Below are 19,093 nucleotides of genomic sequence, written 5' to 3'. Positions count from 1 at the left end.
CGCCCTCATCGACAGGATTCCCATGTCTGAAACCATGACGCCGTCGGAAATCGTTTCCGAACTCGACAAGCACATCATCGGCCAGCACAAGGCCAAAAAGGCCGTTGCCGTGGCGCTGCGCAACCGCTGGCGCCGCCAACAGGTGGGAGACCCGCTGCGCCAGGAAATCACGCCCAAGAACATCCTGATGATCGGACCGACCGGCGTGGGCAAGACCGAGATCGCCCGCCGCCTGGCCAAGCTGGCCGACGCACCGTTCATCAAGATCGAGGCGACCAAGTTCACCGAGGTGGGCTACGTCGGCCGCGATGTCGACACCATCGTGCGCGATCTGGCCGAGATGGCCGTCAAGCAGACGCGCGAATCCGAGATGAAGAAGGTGCGCGCCAAGGCTGAAGATGCGGCCGAAGATCGCATTCTCGACGTCCTGATCCCGCCGCCGCGCGACATCGGTTTTGCGCAGCCGGAAGAGAAGGACTCGACCGCGCGCCAGACCTTCCGCAAGAAGCTGCGCGAAGGCCAGCTGGACGACAAGGAAATCGAACTGGAAGTGTCGGCCGGCACGCCGAGCATGGACATCATGGGCCCGCCCGGCATGGAAGACATGACCGAGCAGATCCGTTCGATGTTCGCGGGCTTGGGTCAGGGCAAGAAGAACCGCCGCAAGATGAAGGTCAAGGAAGCCTTCAAGCTGCTGATCGACGAAGAGGCTGCGAAGCTCGTGAACGAAGACGAGCTGAAGCAGAAAGCGGTGGCCAACGTCGAGCAGAACGGCATCGTGTTCCTGGACGAGATCGACAAGATCGCCAGCCGCAGCGAATACGGCGGCGGCGAGGTGTCGCGCCAGGGCGTGCAGCGCGACTTGCTGCCGCTGGTGGAAGGCACGACCGTCAACACCAAGTACGGGATGATCAAGACCGATCACATCCTGTTTATTGCGTCGGGCGCGTTCCATCTGTCCAAGCCGAGCGACCTGATTCCCGAGCTGCAGGGCCGATTCCCGATTCGCGTGGAGCTGGATTCGCTGTCGGTGGAGGATTTCTGCGCGATTCTCACGCAGACCGACGCGAGCCTCACCAAGCAATATCAGGCGCTGTTGAAGACCGAAGGTGTCGACCTCGTGTTTGCCGAAGATGGTATTCGCCGCCTGGCCGAGATCGCATGTTCGGTCAACGAGAAGGTCGAGAACATTGGCGCACGCCGTTTGTACACGGTGATGGAGCGACTGCTTGAAGACCTGTCCTTTCACGCACACAAATCGTCGGGCGAGACCGTGACCATCGACGCCGCGTACGTCGACGAGCGTTTGAGTGAGCTGTCGGGCAACGAAGATCTGTCGCGCTACGTGCTGTAAGCGTGTAAGCAACGCATTCAATATGCCCTGCGGGCCGCATCGGAGACGATGCGGCCCGTTTTGTTTGGGTGCCCGCCAAGCCAGGCCTGGCAAGGGTTTGCTCAGGAACGTGCGTGGTCAGGTCCGTTATCTGCTGAAGAAGGTGGTGCCGCACAGACAATGCGCGCCGCGCACCTGGCGTGCGCGATTCCCACCACGACAAGGAGAGAAGCGTATGAAACCGATCCAACGCCTGGCCCTGTGTTGCGTGCTTGCCTGCGCCCCCCTGGGCATCGCCCACGCCCAGCTCACGCCCGCGCCAACCGGACCCGCCGGTACTTCAGCACCGAACGATGCCAAGCGCACCGCTTACGACAGTGCCGTCAAACAAGCCGATGCCAATTACAAAGCCGCCAAGGACAAGTGCGATGCGATGAAGGGCAATGACCACGACGTCTGCCGTGCGCAGGCCAAGGGCGATTACAACGTCGCCAAGGCCAATGCGATGGTCGAGCGCGACGGCACTGAAGCCGCCCGCAACCGCGCCGCCAAGGAAAAGGCCGAGGCCGATTACGACGTCGCCAAGACCAAGTGCGATGCCATGAAGGGCAACGCTAAAGATACCTGCGTGAAGGATGCCAAGGCCGCCTACACGCGTGCCAAGGGCGGTGACGAGGTGAGCCACGCCAAGGCCACGGGCACTGCCAAGGATGTCAGCGAAGCGCGCCGCGATGCCGTCAAGGACACCAACGACGCCAATTACAAGGCCGCCAAGGAGCGCTGCGATGCGATGTCGGGCGATGCCAAGACGAAGTGCCAGAACGACGTGGCCGCCAAGTTCAAGAAGTAAGCCGCACGGAAGTGTCTACACGGGCGGCCTGCGCGTCGCCCCTGCTTTGTCTCAATCTCGCAAATCGCAACGGAGGACGTATGAACTGGGACCAGATCGAAGGTAAATGGGATCAGGCCAAGGGCAAGGTCAAGGAAAAGTGGGGCCAGCTCACCGACGATGACCTCACGGTGATCCGCGGCAAGCGCGACCAGCTTGCCGGCAAGATTCAGGAACGCTACGGCTATACGAAGGAACGCGCCGAAGACGAACTCAAGGCGTGGGAGCGCGATACACGCTGGTGATGCAGCGGTGATGTAGCGCCGCGCGGCCGGCGTTTATTTGGCGACCGGCCGCTTGCCCAGCTTGCGTTGCAGCGTGCGCCGGTGCATGTTGAGCGCCCGCGCGGTGGCGGATATATTGCCGCCGTGCTCGGCCAGCACGCGCTGGATGTGTTCCCACTCCAGTCGTGCGACCGACAGCGGCGCCGGGTTCTCCATTGTCTGTTCGGCCACGGCTTCAGATACGCCCACCTGCAGCGCCAACAGAATCGAATCGACATTGGCCGGCTTGGCCAGATATTCGTCGGCCCCCAGTTTGACCGCCTGCACGGCGGTGGCAATGCTTGCGTAGCCCGTGAGGATCAGCATGCGCGCGTCGGGCAGGGCCTGGCGCAATGGGGCAATCCAGTGCAGACCGGAATCCGTCCCGCCATGGGGCATCAGGCCCTTGTCGCTCGCGGCCAAGTGCAGATCGACAGTGACATACGAAAAGCGTGTCTGGCGCGCCAGGGCCAACGCTTCCCCTCCCGTGTGCGCGATCTGCGGAGCAAAGCCGCGACGCGTGAGTGCGCGCGCCAGCGTCTGCGCAAAGACGTCGTCGTCATCGAGGATCAAAAAGGGGGCGGGCTGCTGCATGGTGTTCTCCGGGGCCGTACGTGCGCGGGGCTGCGTCAGGCCGTCTCGTTATGTGAAGAGGGTGGGTGCGCCAATGATGGGGGCGGCCGCGTGTTCCATCGGACCGCCAACCGGCAGTCGGAGTTCGGCAATGGCGCCTTGGGGCGGGTTCGGACGAAGCACCACGGTACCACCCAGGCGGCGCGCCGTGGTGGAGGCCAGATACAGCCCGATGCCGTGACCGCCATGCCGGCTTGGCACCGGCGTGCGGCCGAGCGACGTCCGCAGGTCTTCCGGTAAGCCCAACCCCGTATCGACGATGGACAGCACGATCTGCGGCGGCATATCGCGGAGCACATCCGGATTGGCGTCGATCTTGGCGGTCAGCAGCAGCGGCACCAGGTCGCGCCCGGCGTGGTGCTGGCTGCGGGCTGCGTTGTCCAGCAGGATGGTGAGGATCTGGCCGACATTCACTGCGTCCAATTCCACCGCTTGCGCCGCGGGCGACGTCTCCGTGTGGAGGCGGATGTCCGGATGCCGCAGCTGCCACGTCTGCGTGAAATCGGGCAACCATTGGCCGAGTGGCTCGGGCGCACCGTCGTTGGGTTTGCGCTGCAGGCGCGCGAGGGCGGCGCGGCACAGTTCGAGTTGCTGCTCGATGGCGCGCAGGTCTTCGCGATACGGGCCGAGCGGGGAATCGGGCTGCTTCGCGTCGTGCTGCAGCTCGCCGGTGATGACTGCTACGGTAGACAGCGGTGTGCCCATCTCGTGCGCCACGCTCGCGCCTTGCGACATCAGGGCTTCGATGCGTTGCTCGCGCAGCAGTCGCTCGCGCGCTTCGGTCAGTTGCGCATCGCTTTCGCGCAGCGCGGCGGACAGGCGCGCCGTAAATCCGGCGATCATCGCGCTGCTGGCCACGAAATCGATCCACATACCCGCCAGGTGATATGCCACCGCATCGGCCTGGTTCGCCAGCTTCAGCGGGATGTAGTTGCCGAGCATCATGCTGTAGGCGGCCAGCGCGTAGAGCGTCAGGCCAACCACGTGTGCGATCGGCAGCATGGCCGCCGCAATTGCCAGTGCCGGCAGGTAGAACGAGACGAACGGATTGGTCGCGCCACCTGTGAAATACAGCAGGGCGGACAGTGCGGTCAGGTCCACCAGAAGTTGAATGGTGATCTCAATATGCTGCACGGGCCGGTTGCGCCGCACGCGCCATCCGGTGAGCAGGTTGAACAGCGCATGCAGGCCCATCACGCTGAGCAGCGGCACCACCGGTAGTTGCACGCCAAATACCAGCGGCGCGAGCAGCATCAGGACTAGTTGAGTGGCCAGCAGACTCCATCGCAGCCAGAAGAGGCGGCGTAAACTGGATGCGTCCAGCAGTGGCGCGGCAAGAGACAGGGTGAAAAGCATGGTGGACAAGTGTAAACGTGCGCACCGCGCGGTTCTCCGCGCGGCGATGCCTCAATCAGCCGCACAATTGTGCACCCAACCTATCTCCCCACAGACGCTGTGCTTTAATGCGCAGCACGTTTGTCCCCGACAGGAGCCCTTGATGATGACGTCCCGATCGATCCGTTCTTCCGCTTGCCTGGCTGTGCTCACGGCAGGCTTGCTCGCCAGCGCCGCCGCTTTCGCACAGGTCACGGTGCAGGACGCCTGGGTGCGCGGCACCGTGCCGGGCCAGGCATCCAGCGGCGCGTTCATGACGCTGCAATCGGCCGACGGTGCCAAGGTGGTTGGCGTATCGACGCCCGTGGCCGGCACGGCCGAGATCCACGAGATGAAGATGGAGGGCGACGTGATGCGCATGCGCGCGATGCCGTCGCTGGACTTGCCCAAGGGCCAGACCGTGCAGCTCAAGCCGGGCGGCTACCACGTGATGTTGATGAACTTGAAGCAGCCGCTGGTGAAGGACACCACCGTGCCCATCACACTCAAGGTGGAGCTGGCCGACAAGCGCGTCGTCGAGCAGAAGGTTGAGGCCCGCGTGCGCGACCTGACCGCCGGCAACATGCCCGCCATGAACCATGGCGGCGAACACAAACATTGATGGCTTGCGGCGAGTGTCGCTTCAAGCCACGCAAGGGAGCCTTCCCATGGCTAACAAGACACTGGGCACTCGCCAGAAACTGACGTTTCGCATCGAGCCATCAACGAAGGCTGGCACTGCGCGCCCGCGCAACTTTCTCGTGCCGCTCGCCCGCGGCCGTAAATCCGGCGCCCATACCGAAGGCGGCCACGCTGAACGCCAGCGCGGCCGAGCCGACGTCCGTCGCGCACTGCGCACGCTCGACGACGACAGCAAAGACAAGGACTGATCAGTCAGTTGGATTCAGACGCTGCCCTTGCCTGCGCAATCGCTTCGCGCAGGCAACGCTGGCAGCGGCAGCCCTGTCCCGGGCGCCGCGCGCTGGCAGGCAGCGTTTCTTCGGTCGTGCACCAGCATGTTGTGTCGGGCTGCTTGCCGTCGCCGATGGCTCCGCAGCGCATCTGCGCGGCGCAAATTGCACAGACGGCGTTGGCGGCCGACGAGGTCACGCTTGGCTGCTCCCGTCGTCGTCTTGCCCGAGCTTGTGCATCGCCTGGCGCAGAAACCCCATCTGGTGCGAGAACCGCGTACACGCATCGCAGGCAAACAGATGCACGCGCAGGCGTAGCCGCTCGCCCGTGGACAGGTCGCGGTCCATTTTCAACACCAGCATGCGGTGGGCTTCTTTGCAGGTGGGCAGTCCCCAGCGGTTCGGCATGGTTGTTCTCTGTGATGCGGCTCAGGTGCGCCTATGTGCGATTCAGGCGGCGGCGGGCTGATTGCCAAACCAGTGCAGGTCAAGGCACTCGCGCAGGCGCATGCGGGCACGGTAGAGCAGCGCCCAGGCATTGGTCGCCGTGATCTGCAATTCCTGACAGATTTCGTCGGTTTCCAGCTCCAGCCATTCGCGCATCATGAAGACGCGGCCAACGCGCGGCGGCAGGCGATCGACGCACATCTGCAGCACGTCGAAGAACTCCCGCCGCGACAGCGCGGCATCTGGGTCCCCCCAGTCGGACGGCGGGCTGTTGTAATGGCCGTCGGCGGCGAAGAGGCTATTGAAGACGTCCTCGTCGGAACGCATGCCAGCCTCGTCGGATTCACCGCCCGCAAGCAGCGAGACGCGCACTTCGCGCCGTCCTGAGCGGATCGCGTCGATGATCTTGTGCTTGAGGATGCCAATCACGTACGTCTTGAGCGAGGCGTTGCCGGCAAAGCGCTCCGGGTGTTCGAGCACCGCCAGGATGGTGTCAGCCACCGTGTCTTCAGCCAGGGCCGTGTCACGCAATTGAAGTTGCGCAAAGCGCAGCAGGTGAGGGCGCAGCGCGTCGAGTTGGTCGGGTGCGATGGCCATGTTTCCCCAGGGTGTTCTTTCGTGGCAACGGTATGGCAGGCACGCAAGGTGCGCCATCAGACCGTAGCGCCTTTTCTTGTAAAATCGCGCCTGCCGAAAATGGGCTGCTTCGTTTTTGTAGCACGCGACATTCGGCGTTCCATCATACCCGCCCAACCGGATGTCACCGTCATGACCGCTTCTGCTGCCCCCGACCCTGCTGGCCTCGCCCCCGAACTCGCGCACGTTGCGCCGGCGTTGAAGGCTGAAATTCTCGCGCAGGCCCTGCCTTACATTCGCAAGTTTCACGGCAAAACCATCGTCGTCAAGTACGGCGGCAACGCCATGACGGAGGAAAAGCTCAAGCACGGCTTCGCGCGCGACGTGATCCTGCTCAAGCTGGTCGGCATGAACCCGGTGGTGGTGCACGGCGGCGGCCCGCAAATCGACGAAGCCCTGAAGAAGGTCGGCAAGCAAGGCACCTTCATCCAGGGCATGCGTGTGACCGATGAAGAGACCATGGAGGTGGTCGAATGGGTGCTCGGCGGCGAAGTTCAGCAGGACATCGTCATGCTGATCAACCAATACGGCGGCCAGGCGGTCGGCCTGACCGGCAAGGACGGTGGCCTCATCCGCGCCAAGAAGCTGAAGATGCCGGACCGCGAGCGCCCGGGGGAGTTCATCGATATCGGCTTCGTGGGCGACATCGAGACGATCAATCCGGCCGTGGTCAAGGCGCTGCAGGACGACGCATTCATTCCGGTCATTTCGCCCATCGGCTTCTCTGACGAAGGCCAGGCCTACAACATCAACGCCGACGTCGTGGCCGGCAAGATGGCCGAGATTCTGAAGGCTGAGAAGCTGGTCATGATGACCAACATTCCCGGCGTGATGGACAAGCAGGGCAACCTGCTGACCGACCTGTCGGCACGCGAGATCGACGAGCTGTTTGCCGACGGCACGATTTCGGGCGGCATGCTGCCGAAGATTTCGTCGGCGCTGGATGCTGCCAAGAGCGGTGTGAACTCGGTGCACATCGTCGATGGCCGTATCGAGCACTCGCTGCTGCTGGAAATCCTGACCGAACAGGCGTTCGGCACGATGATCCGCTCGCACTGATGCGAACCACTCGGGCGGTGCGGGTGCGCCATGCTGCGCGCGCCTTCCCGCGCGAGGTGCCGGCGGGCTCCCCACCCGCCCGGCAGCCGGTCTGGCTGTTCGACCTCGACAACACCCTTCACCACGCATCGCACGCGATCTTTCCGCAGATCAACCGGCTGATGACGGAGTATGTGGCGCGCGTGCTCGGCACGGACGACGCCACAGCCAGCCAGGTGCGCGTGGATTATTGGCGCCGCTATGGCGCCACGATTCTGGGCATGGTCCGCCATCACGGCGTCGACCCCGCTGATTTCCTTGCCGAGGCCCACCGCTTTGAAGACCTGCGCGCCATGGTGCGCGCGGAGCGCGGCCTCGCCCAACTGCTGCGCGCCCTGCCGGGGCGCAAGATTCTGCTGACCAACGCGCCGGCCGCCTACGCGCGCGAGGTGCTGCGGCTCATTGGCCTGAAGCGCGCGTTCCTACGCGAAATTGCCGTCGAGCACATGTGGGTGCACCGGCGCTTGCGCCCGAAACCTGACCCGCTGATGCTGCGCCGATTGCTCGCACGCGAACGTATTGCGCCATCGCGCGCCATCCTCGTCGAAGACACGCTTTCTCACCTCAAACGCTATCGGCGCCTGGGGATTCGCACGGTATGGGTGACGGGCTATTTGCGGCGCGTGCCGCCCGGCGTGCAGCCGACTTCCGCTGCAGATGCATTGCACCCAATGCAAGCTGAGGCGATGGGCGCGCGTGCAAATTCACCACATCAACCGGCTGCCACACCGATTTTGTTCGCCAACCGGCCCGGCTATGTGAGCGTGAAAGTAAAATCGGTGCTTCAACTAAAACGAAGGCTTGTTCGACGCGGCTAGGCAGTGGTAACTCCGCGCTCGGAACGGGAGAGGGGCCAGGAAGTCATGAGCAACGCGCAAACGGAGTTTCCGACCGCCGAGCCGGTCGCGGACGTCGCCATAGAAGCACCGCCGGTACGCAAACGCCCCCGCCCGGGCGAGCGCCGCGTGCAGATTCTGCAGACGCTCGCCGGCATGCTCGAGCATCCGCGTGGCGAAAAGATCACAACCGCGGGCTTGGCTGCACGGCTGGATGTCTCCGAAGCGGCGCTGTATCGCCACTTCGCCAGCAAGGCGCAGATGTTCGAAGGGCTGATCGAATTCATCGAACAGACCGTCTTCGGCCTCATCAACCAGATCACCTTGCGTGAAGAACACGGCCTGCGCCAAGCGCATGCCATCGCGCACATGCTGCTGTCGTTTGCCGACAAGAATCCGGGCATGACGCGCGTGCTGGTGGGCGACGCGCTGGTCGGCGAAGACGAGCGCCTGCCCGAGCGCATGGCGCAGTGCCTGGATCGCATCGAAGCGTCGCTCAAGCAGAGTTTGCGCATGGCGGTCACGCAGGGTGCCTGGCCGGCGGATGCCGACATCGCTTCGCGCGCCAACTTGGTTGTGTGTGCGGTGCTGGGGCGCTGGCATCGGTACGCCAAGAGCGGCTTCCGAAAGTCTCCGGTGGAAGGTGCGGATGCGCAGTTGCGGGTGCTGTTGGCCTGAATGTGCGTCACCCCCAAAAAAAAGCCCCGAATTGCGGGGCTTTTTTGTTGCGCGCAGCGTTGGTCAGCCGATGGTGCGTACCGCCTCCGCTAACGTGTGGAACCGCGCTGCGATCTGCTCGGTTTCCACATGGCCATAGCCGAGCAGCAGCCCAGGCAGGCGCCGCGCATCGTCCTGGTAATAACGTGAGAGCGGGCGCGTGACGACGTCATTGGCGAGTGCCAGATCAGCAACGGCCACATCGTTGGTGCCGGCCGGCAAGCCCAGCACGAGATGCAGGCCCGACGCGCCGTCATGCACGGGCAGCGCGTCGCCAAACTCGTGGGCGATGGACGCCAGCAGCGTTTCGCGCCGTTCCGCATACACCCCGCGCATGCGCCGGATGTGAGAGACGAAATGCCCCTCCGCAATGAAATCTGCCAGCACGGCCTGCGTGAGAATCTGGCCGCCGCGGAACATCTCCGACAGCCCCGTCGTAAACGCATCGGCCAGCGCGGGCGGCACGACCAGATAGCCGATCCGCAAACTGGGGAACAGCACTTTCGAGAACGTGCCCATGTAGAGCACGCGCCCGCCTTCATCCAGCCCTTGCAGTGAGGGCAGCGGGCGGCTGCCGTAGCGGAATTCGCTATCGTAGTCGTCTTCGACGATCCATGCATCGGTGGCGTGGGCCGTGGCCAGCAGCGCCCGGCGCCGCGCGAGGCTCATCACCGAACCGAGCGGGTATTGGTGCGATGGCGAGACCACCATGAGCTTCGGCGGCTTGCTGCGCTGACGCCCGCGCGTGGGGATGTCAAAGCGCATGCCTTCATCGTCCACCGGCAGTGGCACGGTGCGCACGCCCGCAGCGGTGAGTACGCTGCGCACGCCCCAGTAGCCGGGGTCTTCGATCCATGCGCTGTCGCCGGCGTCGCACAGCAGTTGCGCGATGAGTTGGAGCGACGGATGGATGCCTGCAGTGACGATGATCTGCTCGGGCTCGCAGCGCACGCCACGCGCGGTGCGCAGGTAATCGGCCAGCGCGGTGCGCAGTGGCAGGTAGCCCGCGCCAACGGGATACGTCAGCAGCGCGGGTGAAGGCTTGCGCAGCAGCCGGTTGTGCAAGCGCGACCAGATCCGCGCCGGAAACATCCGCACCTCCGGCACGCCCGGCATGAAGGCGCCCCATTGGCGCGAGCTGGCGCCCGCATCGCGCACCAGCGCCCGGCCGCGCGTAGAAAGCATCGGCGCAGACGGCGTGACCGCTTCGGTGATCGGCGCGGGCGCCACTGCGGCAACCGCTGCGGCCGGTGCGGGGGCGGCGTCCAACCGGTCTGGCGCGGTATCGGCGACGAAGGTGCCACTCCCCACGCCTGCCGACACGTAGCCTTCCACGCTGAGTTGCTCATAGACGTGGATGACCGTGTTGCGCGCAATGCCCAGCTCGGTAGCCAACTGTCGCGATGACGGCAGACGCGTGCCCGGCTGCAGCTCGTCGCGCAGGATGCCTTCCTGCAACACGCGGTACAGGCGGCGGTGGTCGGGCTCGCCGCCCGGCTCTGCACGGTCGAAGCGGCGTTGCAGGTAGTCGACCAGCATGCTGGCGCGGTGGGTGGGTGAGTGGTCGGCCATGGTGCGCGATGGAGCCAAAGTGGTTCCAAAAGAAAAACCTGATTGGGTCTTATTGTACAGAGCCAATGAGGACACACTGGCTCGCATCGCCTCTTTCTTGACCCAACGCACACGACCGCCATGAACGCCCGAGACCCGCAACAGAACGCCCAATGGAATGCCCGCCGCCTGGCAGCTACGCCGCGCGGCGTTGGTGTGATGACCGACCGCTACGCCGAGCGCGCCGAGAACGCCCTGTTCTGGGACGTGGAAGGCCGCCGCTACATTGACTTCGCGGCCGGCATTGCCGTGGTCAACACGGGCCATCGCCACCCGCGTCTGGAGCAGGCCGTGCGCGAGCAACTGGATCACTTCACGCACACTGCTTTCCAGATCGTGCCGTACGGTTCGTACGTCGAGCTGGCCGAGCGCCTGAACGCGATCACGCCAGGCTCGCACGCCAAGAAGACCGCGTTCTTCACCACTGGCGCCGAGGCTGTGGAAAACGCCATCAAGATCGCACGGGCGCACACGGGCCGCCCGGGTGTGATCGCGCTCACGGGCGCGTTCCACGGCCGCACGTTCATGGGCATGTCGTTGACGGGCAAGGTGGTGCCGTACAAGACGGGCTTCGGGCCGTTCCCGGGCAGCATCTATCACGTGCCGGCGCCCGTCGCGCTGCATGGCGTGAGCACGCAGGATGCGCTTGACGCCATTCAGCGCCTGTTCAAGGCCGATATCGATCCGCGCCAGGTGGCAGCCATCATCTTCGAGCCGGTGCAGGGCGAGGGCGGCTTCTACCAGATGCCCGCCGATTTCGTGCGCGCCGTGCGTGCGCTGTGCGATGAACACGGCATCGTGATGATCGCCGACGAAGTGCAAACCGGCTTTGCTCGCACCGGCAAGCTGTTTGCCATGGAGCACACCGGTGTGCTGCCGGACATCACGACGATGGCCAAGGGCTTGGCAGGCGGCCTGCCGCTGTCTGCCGTCACGGGCCGCGCAGAAATCATGGACGCGCCGGCTCCGGGCGGGCTCGGGGGCACCTACGCCGGCAACCCGCTAGCGGTGGCGTCCGCACATGCGGTGCTCGACATCATTGCTGACGAGAAACTCTGCGAGCGCTCCGCCGCGCTGGGCGCACGTCTGGTTGACGCACTGAATGCTGCCAAGGCCAAGCAGTCGCGCATTGCCGAAGTGCGTGGCGTGGGCGCGATGGTTGCTGTCGAATTCAATACGCCGGACGGCAAGCCGGACGCCGATTTCACCAAGCTCGTGCAGCAGCGGGCGCTCGAAGCCGGCCTGCTCCTCCTGTCGTGCGGCGGGTACGGCAACGTGATCCGCTTCCTGTTCCCGCTCACGATTGAAGACGCGGTGTTCGAAGAGGGTCTTGCCATCCTGCAACGCGCACTGGAGGGCTGACACTATGACCCGCACCGATCTGCCGAGCGCGCCGGTTACGCCACCGATCGCACTGAAAGACCCCGGCCTGTGGCGCACGCAGGCGTTTCTCGCCGGCACCTGGGCCGATGCCGATGACGGCGCCACGCGCGACGTGACCGACCCCGCCACCGGCCGCAAGATTGGCACCGTGCCCGGCATGGGCGCCGCCGAAACGCGCCGAGCCATCGATGCCGCACAGGTTGCGCAACGCGCCTGGCGCAAGGTGAGCGCACGCGATCGCGCCAGGATCCTGCGCAAGCTGGCCGATTTGATGATGGAGCACCAGCAGGATCTCGCCGCCATCCTCACGGCCGAGCAAGGCAAGCCGCTTCCGGAAGCCGCCGGCGAAATTGCCTACGCTGCTTCGTTCATCGAATGGTTTGCGGAAGAAGCACGCCGGATTTATGGCGACACGATTCCCTCGCCGCAGGGCGATCGCCGCATCGTCGTGCAGAAGGAGCCGATCGGCGTGAGCGCGGCCATCACGCCATGGAATTTCCCCATCGCGATGATGACGCGCAAGGTCGGCCCGGCGCTTGCAGCCGGTTGCTCGATGGTCGTGAAGCCCGCGCTGGAAACGCCCTACTGTGCGCTCGCATTTGCCGAGCTGGCCGTGCGCGCTGGCGTGCCGGCGGGCCTGCTGTCCATCGTCACGGGCGATTCGCAGGCGATTGGTGGCGAGCTGACATCCAACCCGATCGTGCGCAAGCTCAGCTTCACGGGCTCCACTGCGGTCGGCCGCTTGCTGATGCGCCAGTGCGCCGACGACATCAAGAAGCTGTCGCTCGAACTGGGCGGCAACGCGCCGTTCATCGTGTTTGACGATGCCGACGTCGATGCGGCGGTGGAAGGCGCGATGATCGCCAAGTACCGCAACGCAGGCCAGACCTGCGTGTGCGCGAATCGCTTTTACGTGCAACGCGGCATCTACGACACGTTTGCTGCCAAGCTGGCTGACGCCGTGTGTGCGCTGCGCGTCGGCAACGGCACGGAGCCCGGCGTGCAGCAGGGCCCGCTGATCCACATGCGCGCGATGGATAAGGTGCAACAGCATCTGGACGACGCCGTGCGCCAAGGTGCGCGCGTCCTGGTGGGCGGCAAGCCGCATGCGCTGTCCGCACAGGGCGGTGCGTTCTTCGAGCCGACCGTCGTGGTCGATGCGAAGCCGGGCATGCTGGTCGCGCATGAAGAAACGTTCGGCCCGCTGGCTGCGCTCATTCCCTTCGACACGGAAGACGAAGCCGTGGCGGCTGCCAACGACACCGAGTTCGGCCTGGCTGCGTATTTCTACACGCGCGATCTGGGCCGCGCGTGGCGCGTTTCGGACGCGCTGGAGTCCGGCATGGTCGGCGTCAACACGGGGCTGATTTCGACGGCCGAAGCGCCGTTTGGCGGCGTCAAGCAATCGGGGCTCGGCCGCGAAGGCTCGAAATACGGCATCGACGAATACCTGGAGATCAAGTACATCAATATGGCCGGCCTTTGACCCCGCGTATGGTCGGGGATCGGACGCATCACGATGCGGTGATGCGTCCGCCGCCGCTTGCTCTATAATCACCTTCCTCTGGCGCGCCGATTTGACGACTGGCTTGCGGGCGCGCGGGAGTTCAGACATCCACGAATGTGGCTCTGGGCTCTCATTACAAATGCGGCTAAAGAGGTTCGGTCAGAGCGGGGGCGGTGAAAGCAAGCGCCCCACGTGCGCCACATGAGAACCCGATTGGTTGCGTGAACAGCGTTGCCGGTCGGGTTTTTTCTTTGGTGCCATGACAGACATCCAGGCTGACACCGCGGTCACCGCAGCCGATGCGGCGCAGGCCGATTCATCCTCTCCGAAGGCACATCAGGGTAAGCCGGCCAACGCCATCGGCCTGGTCGTGCCCGAGCGCATGCATTTTGCCGAGCCGCTGCAACTGCGCAACGGCTCGCAGATCAGCGGCTACGACCTGATGGTCGAAACCTACGGCACGCTCAATGCCGACCGTTCCAACGCCGTGCTCATCTGCCACGCGCTCAACGCCTCGCACCACGTGGCGGGCGTGCACGCCGAGGGCGAAGTCGGCTGGTGGGACAACATGGTCGGCCCCGGCAAGCCGGTCGACACCAACCGCTTCTTCGTCATCGGGGTGAATAACCTGGGCTCGTGTTTCGGCTCGACCGGCCCCATGAGCCCGCATCCGGAAACCGGCCTGCCCTACGGCGCGCGCTTTCCCGTGGTGACGGTGGAAGACTGGGTGAACGCCCAGGCACGCGTGGCTGATCGCTTCGGCATCCAGCAATTTGCGGCAGTGATGGGCGGCAGCCTCGGCGGCATGCAGGCGTTGGCTTGGAGCCTGATGTATCCGGACCGGCTGCGGCACTGCGTGGTGGTGGCGTCCACGCCCAAGCTGTCGGCGCAAAACATCGCCTTCAACGAGGTGGCGCGCAGCGCGATCCTGTCCGACCCTGACTTCCACGGCGGCGATTACTACGCGCACAACGTCAAGCCCAAGCGCGGCCTGCGCGTGGCCCGGATGATCGGCCACATCACGTATCTGTCGGATGAAGACATGGCTGCGAAATTCGGCCGCGAGCTGAAGGCGGACGACATCCGTTTCTCGTTCGACGTCGAGTTCCAGGTCGAGAGCTACCTGCGCTACCAGGGCGACAAGTTTGCCGAGTACTTCGATGCGAATACGTATCTGCTGATCACGCGTGCGCTCGACTACTTCGACCCCGCACTGGCCTACGGCGGGAGCCTAACCAAGGCTGTCGCGCATACCAAGGCGAGCTATCTCGTCGTCAGCTTCATGACCGATTGGCGATTCGCCCCCGCGCGCAGCCGCGAGCTGGTCAAGGCGCTACTCGACAACAAGCATCCCGTCACCTACGGCGAGATCGACGCGCCGCACGGTCACGACGCTTTCCTTCTGGAAGACGCGCGCTACCACGCGCTGGTCCGCGCCTATTACGAACGTATCGCGCAGGAGATCGGCGCATGACAACGCAAACGCTGAACCCCGCTGCGCCGTCCGCAGTGCCGAACATCCTGACCGACCGCGCGGACTTTCGCGCCATCGCCCGCTGGATCGAGCCAAACTCCACCGTGCTCGACCTTGGCTGCGGTGACGGCAGCCTGTTGCGCGTGCTGCAGGACGAGCTCGACGTGCTGGCCTACGGCATCGAGATCGACGATGCGGGCGTGCTGGCCTCCGCGAAAAAGGGCGTGCACGTGATCCAGCAGAACATGGAAGGTGGGCTGGCACTGTTCGAAGACAAGAGCTTCGATACGGTCATCCTTTCGCAAACGCTGCAGACCATCCACAACACGGCGCAGGTGCTGCGCGAGATGCTGCGCGTGGGCCGCGAGTGCATCGTGTCGTTCCCGAACTTCGGCTACTGGCCGCATCGGCTATCGATCTTCCGCGGGCGCATGCCGGTGTCCAAGTCGCTGCCGTACGAGTGGTACAACACGCCCAACGTGCGCGTGCTGACCATCCGCGACTTTGAAGCGCTGGCGCCCAAGGTGGGGCTGGTGATTCTCGATCGCGTTGTGCTGCACGAAGGCAGCGTGGTGCGCTGGGGGGCCAACTGGCGCGGCAGCGTGGCGGTGTACCGGGTGCGCGCGGGCTGATTGCCTCGGCAGCTGCGGGCGCCTCTGGTGTGCTGGTTTGTGCGCACCCGCACGTAGCAGGATGGCGCGTTACACTGGGCCATCTTCCGTTGAGGAGCGCGCGATGAGCAGACAGGACCGGCGCAGAAGTCCGCGCATGCTGCAGGCGGTGTTGGCGGTGGCGATGAGTACGGCGATGTCGTTGGCAGCCGCAGCAACGTCACCTGCCGACACACAGGGCGATGCCGCCGCCCTCACCCAGATCGCCATCGCGCATTACGAGAAGAACGATTTCGGCCACGCCTTCGACGAGTTTGCCGAGGCTGCACAGCGCGGCAACCGGCTCGCGCAATTTAACTACGCGATGATGCTGATGCGCGGCGAAGGCACCGTCGCCCGTCCAGAAGAGGCGGTCAAATGGCTCCGCCGTGCCGCCGACAACCACATGACCCACGCGCAGTTTGCCTATGGCGAATTGTTTGAGCGCGGCGAGCTGGTACCGCGCTCCCTGGAAGAAGCCAACAAGTGGTACGAGCGTGCTGCGGCGGGCGGGCATGTCGAGGCACAGCGTGCGCTGGCCACCAACTACTTCACCGGGCGCGGTTTGCCGCGTGACTACGGGCGTGCGTTCAACTGGTACAAGAAGGCGGCCGAGGGGGGCGATGGGCCTTCGCAGTACATCGTCGGCAGCTATTACGAGCGTGGCGAACCCGGCGTAGTGGCGCAGGATATCGAGCTGGCCAAGAAGTGGTACGGCCGGGCAGCTGCACAAGGGGATGTGGGGGCGCTCGGCAAGCTGCGCGAACTGGTGGAGAAAACCTACCGCGCCAAGCACGGCGACCCGCCCACAACGGCACGCCAGTCCATGTAGCGCACGCAAGCAAAAACCGCCGGGCATGGCTGCATGCACCGGCGGTTTTGCTTTGGAGCGCGTTCAATCGTCCATCAACAGCAACGACCCACGCGTCCGGCGTAGCGCGCGTCCTGGCGTTCGCGGAAGAAGTCTTCGTACGTCATGACGGCCTGGCCCGGATGGGTCTCCAGCATGTGGCGCACATAGGTGTCGTAGTCCGGCACGCCAACCATCAGGCGCAGCGTCTGGCCCAGGTAGCGGCCGAAGTTTTCGAGTTCTTCGCGCATGCCCGTGCTCATGCGCCCAGCGCTTCGTACGGCGTTTCGTTGGCAGTCGGGCGACTTGCCGCGCGCGCCTTGAGTACCGTGCGCAGGCCATACCAAGCGATGCTCACCACCACGAGAATGAACAGACCGCACAGGAATGCGTCGATGCGGTCGTTCAGCACAACCTGCTGCATCTGCGCCATCGACTTGGCCGGAGCCAGCAGCTTGCCTTCGGCTATCGCGCTGGCGTACTTGTTGGCGTGCGCCAGGAAGCCGATCTTCGGGTCCGGATCGAACAGCTTCTGCCAGCCGGCGGTGAGCGTGCAGATCAGCAGCCAGATGGTCGGCAGCAACGTCACCCACACGTAGCGGTCGCGTTTCATCTTGACCAGCACGCAGGTGCCCAGCGTGAGCGCAATCGCGGCCAGCATCTGGTTAGAGATGCCGAACAGCGGCCACAGCGTATTGATGCCGCCCAGCGGATCGATCACGCCCTGGTACAGGAAGTAACCCCACAGTGCGACGGTCGCGGCCGTGGCAATGAGGTTGGCGACGAGCGAATCCGTGCGCTTGAGTGCCGGCACAAAAGTGCCCAACAGATCCTGCAGCATGAAGCGCCCGGCGCGCGTACCTGCGTCCACGGCGGTGAGGATGAACAGCGCCTCGAACAGGATCGCAAAGTGGTACCAGAAGGCCATCATGGCCTGGCCGCCCACCACCTGATGCAGGATGTGCGCCATGCCCACGGCCAGCGTCGGTGCGCCGCCTGCGCGGGCGAGGATGGTGTTTTCGCCGACGTCCTTGGCGGTCTGGATCAGAACGTCAGGGGTGATGACGAAGCCCCAGGTGGACAGCGTGTGTGCCACCGTATCGGGCGTAGCGCCCACCAGCGCTGCCGGGCTATTCATCGCGAAGTAGACGCCAGGGTCGATGACCGAAGCAGCCACCAGCGCCATGATGGCGACGAACGATTCCATCAGCATCGCGCCATAGCCGATGAAGCGTGCTTGGCGTTCGTTCTCCAGCAACTTGGGTGTGGTGCCCGACGAGATGAGCGAGTGGAAGCCCGACACCGCACCGCACGCAATGGTGATGAACAGGAACGGGAACATGTTGCCCGACCACACGGGGCCACCGCCGCCTGCAAACTGCGTGAGCGAGGGCATCTGCATCTGCGGCGCGACGATCAGGATGCCGATGGCCAGTGCCATGATCGTGCCGATCTTCAGGAACGTCGACAGGTAATCACGCGGGGCAAGCAGCAGCCACACTGGCAGCACCGAAGCGACAAAGCCGTAGCCGATCAGCATCCACGTGAGTGCCTTGCCGTCGAATGTGAACAGCGGCGCCAGCGCGGCGTTTTCGTGCACCGCCTGACCGCCGATGATGGCCAGCATCAGCAGCACGAAGCCGATGATGGAGATCTCGCCGATGCGGCCCGGACGGATGTAGCGCACGTAGATGCCCATGAACAGCGCGATGGGAATCGTCGCGGCGACCGTGAAGGTGCCCCACGGCGAGCCAACCAGCGCCTTCACCACGATCAGCGCCAGCACGGCCAGGATGATGATCATGATGAGGAACGCGCCAAACAGCGCGATCACGCCGGGCACCGTACCCATCTCACTCTTCACCAGGTCGCCCAGCGAGCGGCCGTCGCGGCGCGTGGAAATGAACAGTACGACGAAATCCTGCACCGCGCCGGCAAACACCACGCCGGCCAGAATCCAGAGCATGCCAGGCAGATAGCCCATCTGTGCGGCCAGCACGGGGCCGACGAGCGGGCCAGCGCCGGCAATGGCCGCAAAGTGGTGGCCGAACAGCACGTGCTTGTTGGTGGGAACGTAGTCGAGCCCGTCGTTGTAGCGCCAAGCGGGCGTCTTGCGGGTGCCGTCCAGGCCGAGCACCTTGTCGGCAATGAAGCGGCTGTAATAGCGATACGCGATCAGATAGATGCATACGGCGGCCACCACCACCCATAGCGCGCTGACTGCCTCGCCGCGCGCAAGCGCAACGGTGGCAAAGGCAGACGCGCCAAGAATGGCAACGACCAGCCAGATCAGGTGTTGCCTGACGAAGCTCATGTCGGTCTCCTCGAACCTTGGTCGAAGTTATTTGCTGAACGCGGGATGTGGGTTCATCCCTGCAGTAAGTCCTACCCCGTGACAGGGGCGTGTAGTATTTGCCAGCCTCACCCCGCGCCACAAGCGGAGGACTACGCAGCACACGTCCGTAGTTCTACGCAGCCCCA

The 19,093-nt window shown here is 64.5% G+C and carries 20 protein-coding genes; 13 read left to right on the top strand and 7 right to left on the bottom strand.

What is annotated here, in order from left to right:
* Positions 1 to 22 precede the first annotated feature (22 nt).
* From hslU to ACCD03_RS13710, 3 genes are all read left to right on the top strand, one after another.
* On the top strand, positions 23 to 1,354 hold the full coding sequence (gene hslU, locus ACCD03_RS13720; protein ID WP_045205133.1) for an ATP-dependent protease ATPase subunit HslU: 1,332 nt from the start codon (positions 23 to 25) through the stop codon (positions 1,352 to 1,354).
* 214 nt (positions 1,355 to 1,568) lie between these two features.
* Positions 1,569 to 2,183 carry a hypothetical protein gene (locus ACCD03_RS13715; protein ID WP_413411991.1) on the top strand — a complete coding sequence of 205 codons (615 nt, stop codon included), beginning with the start codon at positions 1,569 to 1,571 and terminating at the stop codon, positions 2,181 to 2,183.
* A gap of 80 nt (positions 2,184 to 2,263) precedes the next feature.
* Positions 2,264 to 2,467, top strand: a complete 204-nt coding sequence (locus ACCD03_RS13710) for a CsbD family protein (RefSeq protein WP_024977038.1) — start codon at positions 2,264 to 2,266, stop codon at positions 2,465 to 2,467.
* A 33-nt stretch (positions 2,468 to 2,500) separates the two neighbouring features.
* Here the strand turns inward: ACCD03_RS13710 and ACCD03_RS13705 are convergent, their stop codons facing one another.
* Both ACCD03_RS13705 and ACCD03_RS13700 read right to left on the bottom strand, forming a co-directional pair.
* Complete coding sequence (locus ACCD03_RS13705) at positions 2,501 to 3,079, bottom strand: response regulator transcription factor (RefSeq protein WP_024977037.1); 579 nt, start codon at positions 3,077 to 3,079, stop codon at positions 2,501 to 2,503.
* Between the two features lie 48 nt (positions 3,080 to 3,127).
* Positions 3,128 to 4,474, bottom strand: a complete 1,347-nt coding sequence (locus ACCD03_RS13700; protein ID WP_045205131.1) for an ATP-binding protein — start codon at positions 4,472 to 4,474, stop codon at positions 3,128 to 3,130.
* Positions 4,475 to 4,619: 145 nt separating this feature from the next.
* Here ACCD03_RS13700 and ACCD03_RS13695 point away from each other — a divergent pair, with 145 nt between their 5' ends.
* Both ACCD03_RS13695 and ACCD03_RS13690 read left to right on the top strand, forming a co-directional pair.
* On the top strand, positions 4,620 to 5,114 hold the full coding sequence (locus tag ACCD03_RS13695; RefSeq protein WP_413412009.1) for a copper chaperone PCu(A)C: 495 nt from the start codon (positions 4,620 to 4,622) through the stop codon (positions 5,112 to 5,114).
* Positions 5,115 to 5,160: 46 nt separating this feature from the next.
* Complete coding sequence (locus tag ACCD03_RS13690) at positions 5,161 to 5,382, top strand: hypothetical protein (protein WP_045205129.1); 222 nt, start codon at positions 5,161 to 5,163, stop codon at positions 5,380 to 5,382.
* 216 nt (positions 5,383 to 5,598) lie between these two features.
* Here the strand turns inward: ACCD03_RS13690 and ACCD03_RS13685 are convergent, their stop codons facing one another.
* On the bottom strand, positions 5,599 to 5,811 hold the full coding sequence (locus tag ACCD03_RS13685) for a zf-HC2 domain-containing protein (RefSeq protein ID WP_413411990.1): 213 nt from the start codon (positions 5,809 to 5,811) through the stop codon (positions 5,599 to 5,601).
* 42 nt (positions 5,812 to 5,853) lie between these two features.
* A complete protein-coding gene (locus ACCD03_RS13680) occupies positions 5,854 to 6,447 on the bottom strand; it encodes a sigma-70 family RNA polymerase sigma factor (protein ID WP_253535898.1) in 594 nt (197 codons plus the stop codon).
* Positions 6,448 to 6,618: 171 nt separating this feature from the next.
* Between ACCD03_RS13680 and argB the strand changes: the two genes are divergently transcribed.
* Genes argB through slmA form a run of 3 tightly spaced genes read left to right on the top strand, consistent with a single transcriptional unit; the run spans position 6,619 to position 9,098 of the window.
* Complete coding sequence (gene argB / locus ACCD03_RS13675; RefSeq protein ID WP_045205126.1) at positions 6,619 to 7,545, top strand: acetylglutamate kinase; 927 nt, start codon at positions 6,619 to 6,621, stop codon at positions 7,543 to 7,545.
* Positions 7,545 to 8,402: a pyrimidine 5'-nucleotidase gene (locus tag ACCD03_RS13670; RefSeq protein WP_413411989.1), complete on the top strand. Its 858-nt coding sequence runs from the start codon at positions 7,545 to 7,547 to the stop codon at positions 8,400 to 8,402. Before argB ends, ACCD03_RS13670 begins: the two co-directional genes overlap by 1 nt.
* Before the next feature lie 45 nt (positions 8,403 to 8,447).
* A complete protein-coding gene (gene slmA / locus ACCD03_RS13665) occupies positions 8,448 to 9,098 on the top strand; it encodes a nucleoid occlusion factor SlmA (protein ID WP_045205124.1) in 651 nt (216 codons plus the stop codon).
* 63 nt (positions 9,099 to 9,161) lie between these two features.
* On the opposite strand, the gene ACCD03_RS13660 is transcribed toward slmA, so the two are convergent.
* Positions 9,162 to 10,676, bottom strand: coding sequence for a PLP-dependent aminotransferase family protein (locus ACCD03_RS13660; protein ID WP_413412007.1), 1,515 nt, complete (start codon positions 10,674 to 10,676; stop codon positions 9,162 to 9,164).
* A gap of 153 nt (positions 10,677 to 10,829) precedes the next feature.
* Here ACCD03_RS13660 and gabT point away from each other — a divergent pair, with 153 nt between their 5' ends.
* The 5 genes from gabT to ACCD03_RS13635 all read left to right on the top strand — a co-directional run bounded on the left by gabT (position 10,830) and on the right by ACCD03_RS13635 (position 16,594).
* On the top strand, positions 10,830 to 12,110 hold the full coding sequence (gene gabT / locus ACCD03_RS13655) for a 4-aminobutyrate--2-oxoglutarate transaminase (RefSeq protein ID WP_413411988.1): 1,281 nt from the start codon (positions 10,830 to 10,832) through the stop codon (positions 12,108 to 12,110).
* A gap of 4 nt (positions 12,111 to 12,114) precedes the next feature.
* The gene (locus ACCD03_RS13650; RefSeq protein WP_413411986.1) at positions 12,115 to 13,617 is read left to right on the top strand and encodes an NAD-dependent succinate-semialdehyde dehydrogenase; all 1,503 of its coding nucleotides are present in this window, start codon (positions 12,115 to 12,117) and stop codon (positions 13,615 to 13,617) included.
* A 280-nt stretch (positions 13,618 to 13,897) separates the two neighbouring features.
* Positions 13,898 to 15,112 (top strand): homoserine O-succinyltransferase MetX, encoded by a 1,215-nt coding sequence (gene metX / locus ACCD03_RS13645; protein ID WP_325655175.1) that lies wholly within the window; start codon positions 13,898 to 13,900, stop codon positions 15,110 to 15,112.
* Entirely contained in the window at positions 15,109 to 15,744 is a 636-nt protein-coding gene (gene metW, locus ACCD03_RS13640; RefSeq protein WP_045205121.1) for a methionine biosynthesis protein MetW, read from the top strand. Before metX ends, metW begins: the two co-directional genes overlap by 4 nt.
* Positions 15,745 to 15,847: 103 nt before the next feature.
* The gene (locus ACCD03_RS13635) at positions 15,848 to 16,594 is read left to right on the top strand and encodes a tetratricopeptide repeat protein (protein WP_325655177.1); all 747 of its coding nucleotides are present in this window, start codon (positions 15,848 to 15,850) and stop codon (positions 16,592 to 16,594) included.
* Positions 16,595 to 16,668: 74 nt separating this feature from the next.
* Here the strand turns inward: ACCD03_RS13635 and ACCD03_RS13630 are convergent, their stop codons facing one another.
* Together ACCD03_RS13630 and ACCD03_RS13625 are read right to left on the bottom strand one after the other, a co-directional pair.
* Positions 16,669 to 16,863 carry a YbdD/YjiX family protein gene (locus tag ACCD03_RS13630; protein ID WP_325655179.1) on the bottom strand — a complete coding sequence of 65 codons (195 nt, stop codon included), beginning with the start codon at positions 16,861 to 16,863 and terminating at the stop codon, positions 16,669 to 16,671.
* An 8-nt stretch (positions 16,864 to 16,871) separates the two neighbouring features.
* Positions 16,872 to 18,926, bottom strand: coding sequence for a carbon starvation CstA family protein (locus ACCD03_RS13625; protein WP_045205119.1), 2,055 nt, complete (start codon positions 18,924 to 18,926; stop codon positions 16,872 to 16,874).
* Between the last annotated feature and the right edge of the window lie 167 nt (positions 18,927 to 19,093).

This window comes from Ralstonia sp. Ralssp135 (assembly GCF_047304345.1).
Taxonomy (GTDB): Bacteria; Pseudomonadota; Gammaproteobacteria; order Burkholderiales; family Burkholderiaceae; genus Ralstonia; species Ralstonia chuxiongensis.
The sequence above is the reverse complement of the archived record's forward strand: the minus strand, read 5'-3'. Positions and strand labels throughout refer to the sequence as shown.

Bases quoted from the DNA above. Each gene is read 5' to 3' on its own strand.
- ACCD03_RS13660 (WP_413412007.1), bottom strand. From the start codon at position 10,676: ATGCTGGTCGACTACCTGCAACGCCGCTTCGACCGTGCAGAGCCGGGC.
- ACCD03_RS13685 (WP_413411990.1), bottom strand. From the start codon at position 5,811: ATGCCGAACCGCTGGGGACTGCCCACCTGCAAAGAAGCCCACCGCATG.
- ACCD03_RS13700 (WP_045205131.1), bottom strand. From the start codon at position 4,474: ATGCTTTTCACCCTGTCTCTTGCCGCGCCACTGCTGGACGCATCCAGT.
- ACCD03_RS13710 (WP_024977038.1), top strand. From the start codon at position 2,264: ATGAACTGGGACCAGATCGAAGGTAAATGGGATCAGGCCAAGGGCAAG.
- ACCD03_RS13630 (WP_325655179.1), bottom strand. From the start codon at position 16,863: ATGCGCGAAGAACTCGAAAACTTCGGCCGCTACCTGGGCCAGACGCTG.
- ACCD03_RS13625 (WP_045205119.1), bottom strand. From the start codon at position 18,926: ATGAGCTTCGTCAGGCAACACCTGATCTGGCTGGTCGTTGCCATTCTT.
- ACCD03_RS13670 (WP_413411989.1), top strand. From the start codon at position 7,545: ATGCGAACCACTCGGGCGGTGCGGGTGCGCCATGCTGCGCGCGCCTTC.
- ACCD03_RS13690 (WP_045205129.1), top strand. From the start codon at position 5,161: ATGGCTAACAAGACACTGGGCACTCGCCAGAAACTGACGTTTCGCATC.
- ACCD03_RS13695 (WP_413412009.1), top strand. From the start codon at position 4,620: ATGACGTCCCGATCGATCCGTTCTTCCGCTTGCCTGGCTGTGCTCACG.
- ACCD03_RS13680 (WP_253535898.1), bottom strand. From the start codon at position 6,447: ATGGCCATCGCACCCGACCAACTCGACGCGCTGCGCCCTCACCTGCTG.
- ACCD03_RS13650 (WP_413411986.1), top strand. From the start codon at position 12,115: ATGACCCGCACCGATCTGCCGAGCGCGCCGGTTACGCCACCGATCGCA.
- ACCD03_RS13635 (WP_325655177.1), top strand. From the start codon at position 15,848: ATGAGCAGACAGGACCGGCGCAGAAGTCCGCGCATGCTGCAGGCGGTG.
- ACCD03_RS13715 (WP_413411991.1), top strand. From the start codon at position 1,569: ATGAAACCGATCCAACGCCTGGCCCTGTGTTGCGTGCTTGCCTGCGCC.
- hslU (WP_045205133.1), top strand. From the start codon at position 23: ATGTCTGAAACCATGACGCCGTCGGAAATCGTTTCCGAACTCGACAAG.
- ACCD03_RS13705 (WP_024977037.1), bottom strand. From the start codon at position 3,079: ATGCAGCAGCCCGCCCCCTTTTTGATCCTCGATGACGACGACGTCTTT.
- gabT (WP_413411988.1), top strand. From the start codon at position 10,830: ATGAACGCCCGAGACCCGCAACAGAACGCCCAATGGAATGCCCGCCGC.
- metX (WP_325655175.1), top strand. From the start codon at position 13,898: ATGACAGACATCCAGGCTGACACCGCGGTCACCGCAGCCGATGCGGCG.
- argB (WP_045205126.1), top strand. From the start codon at position 6,619: ATGACCGCTTCTGCTGCCCCCGACCCTGCTGGCCTCGCCCCCGAACTC.
- slmA (WP_045205124.1), top strand. From the start codon at position 8,448: ATGAGCAACGCGCAAACGGAGTTTCCGACCGCCGAGCCGGTCGCGGAC.
- metW (WP_045205121.1), top strand. From the start codon at position 15,109: ATGACAACGCAAACGCTGAACCCCGCTGCGCCGTCCGCAGTGCCGAAC.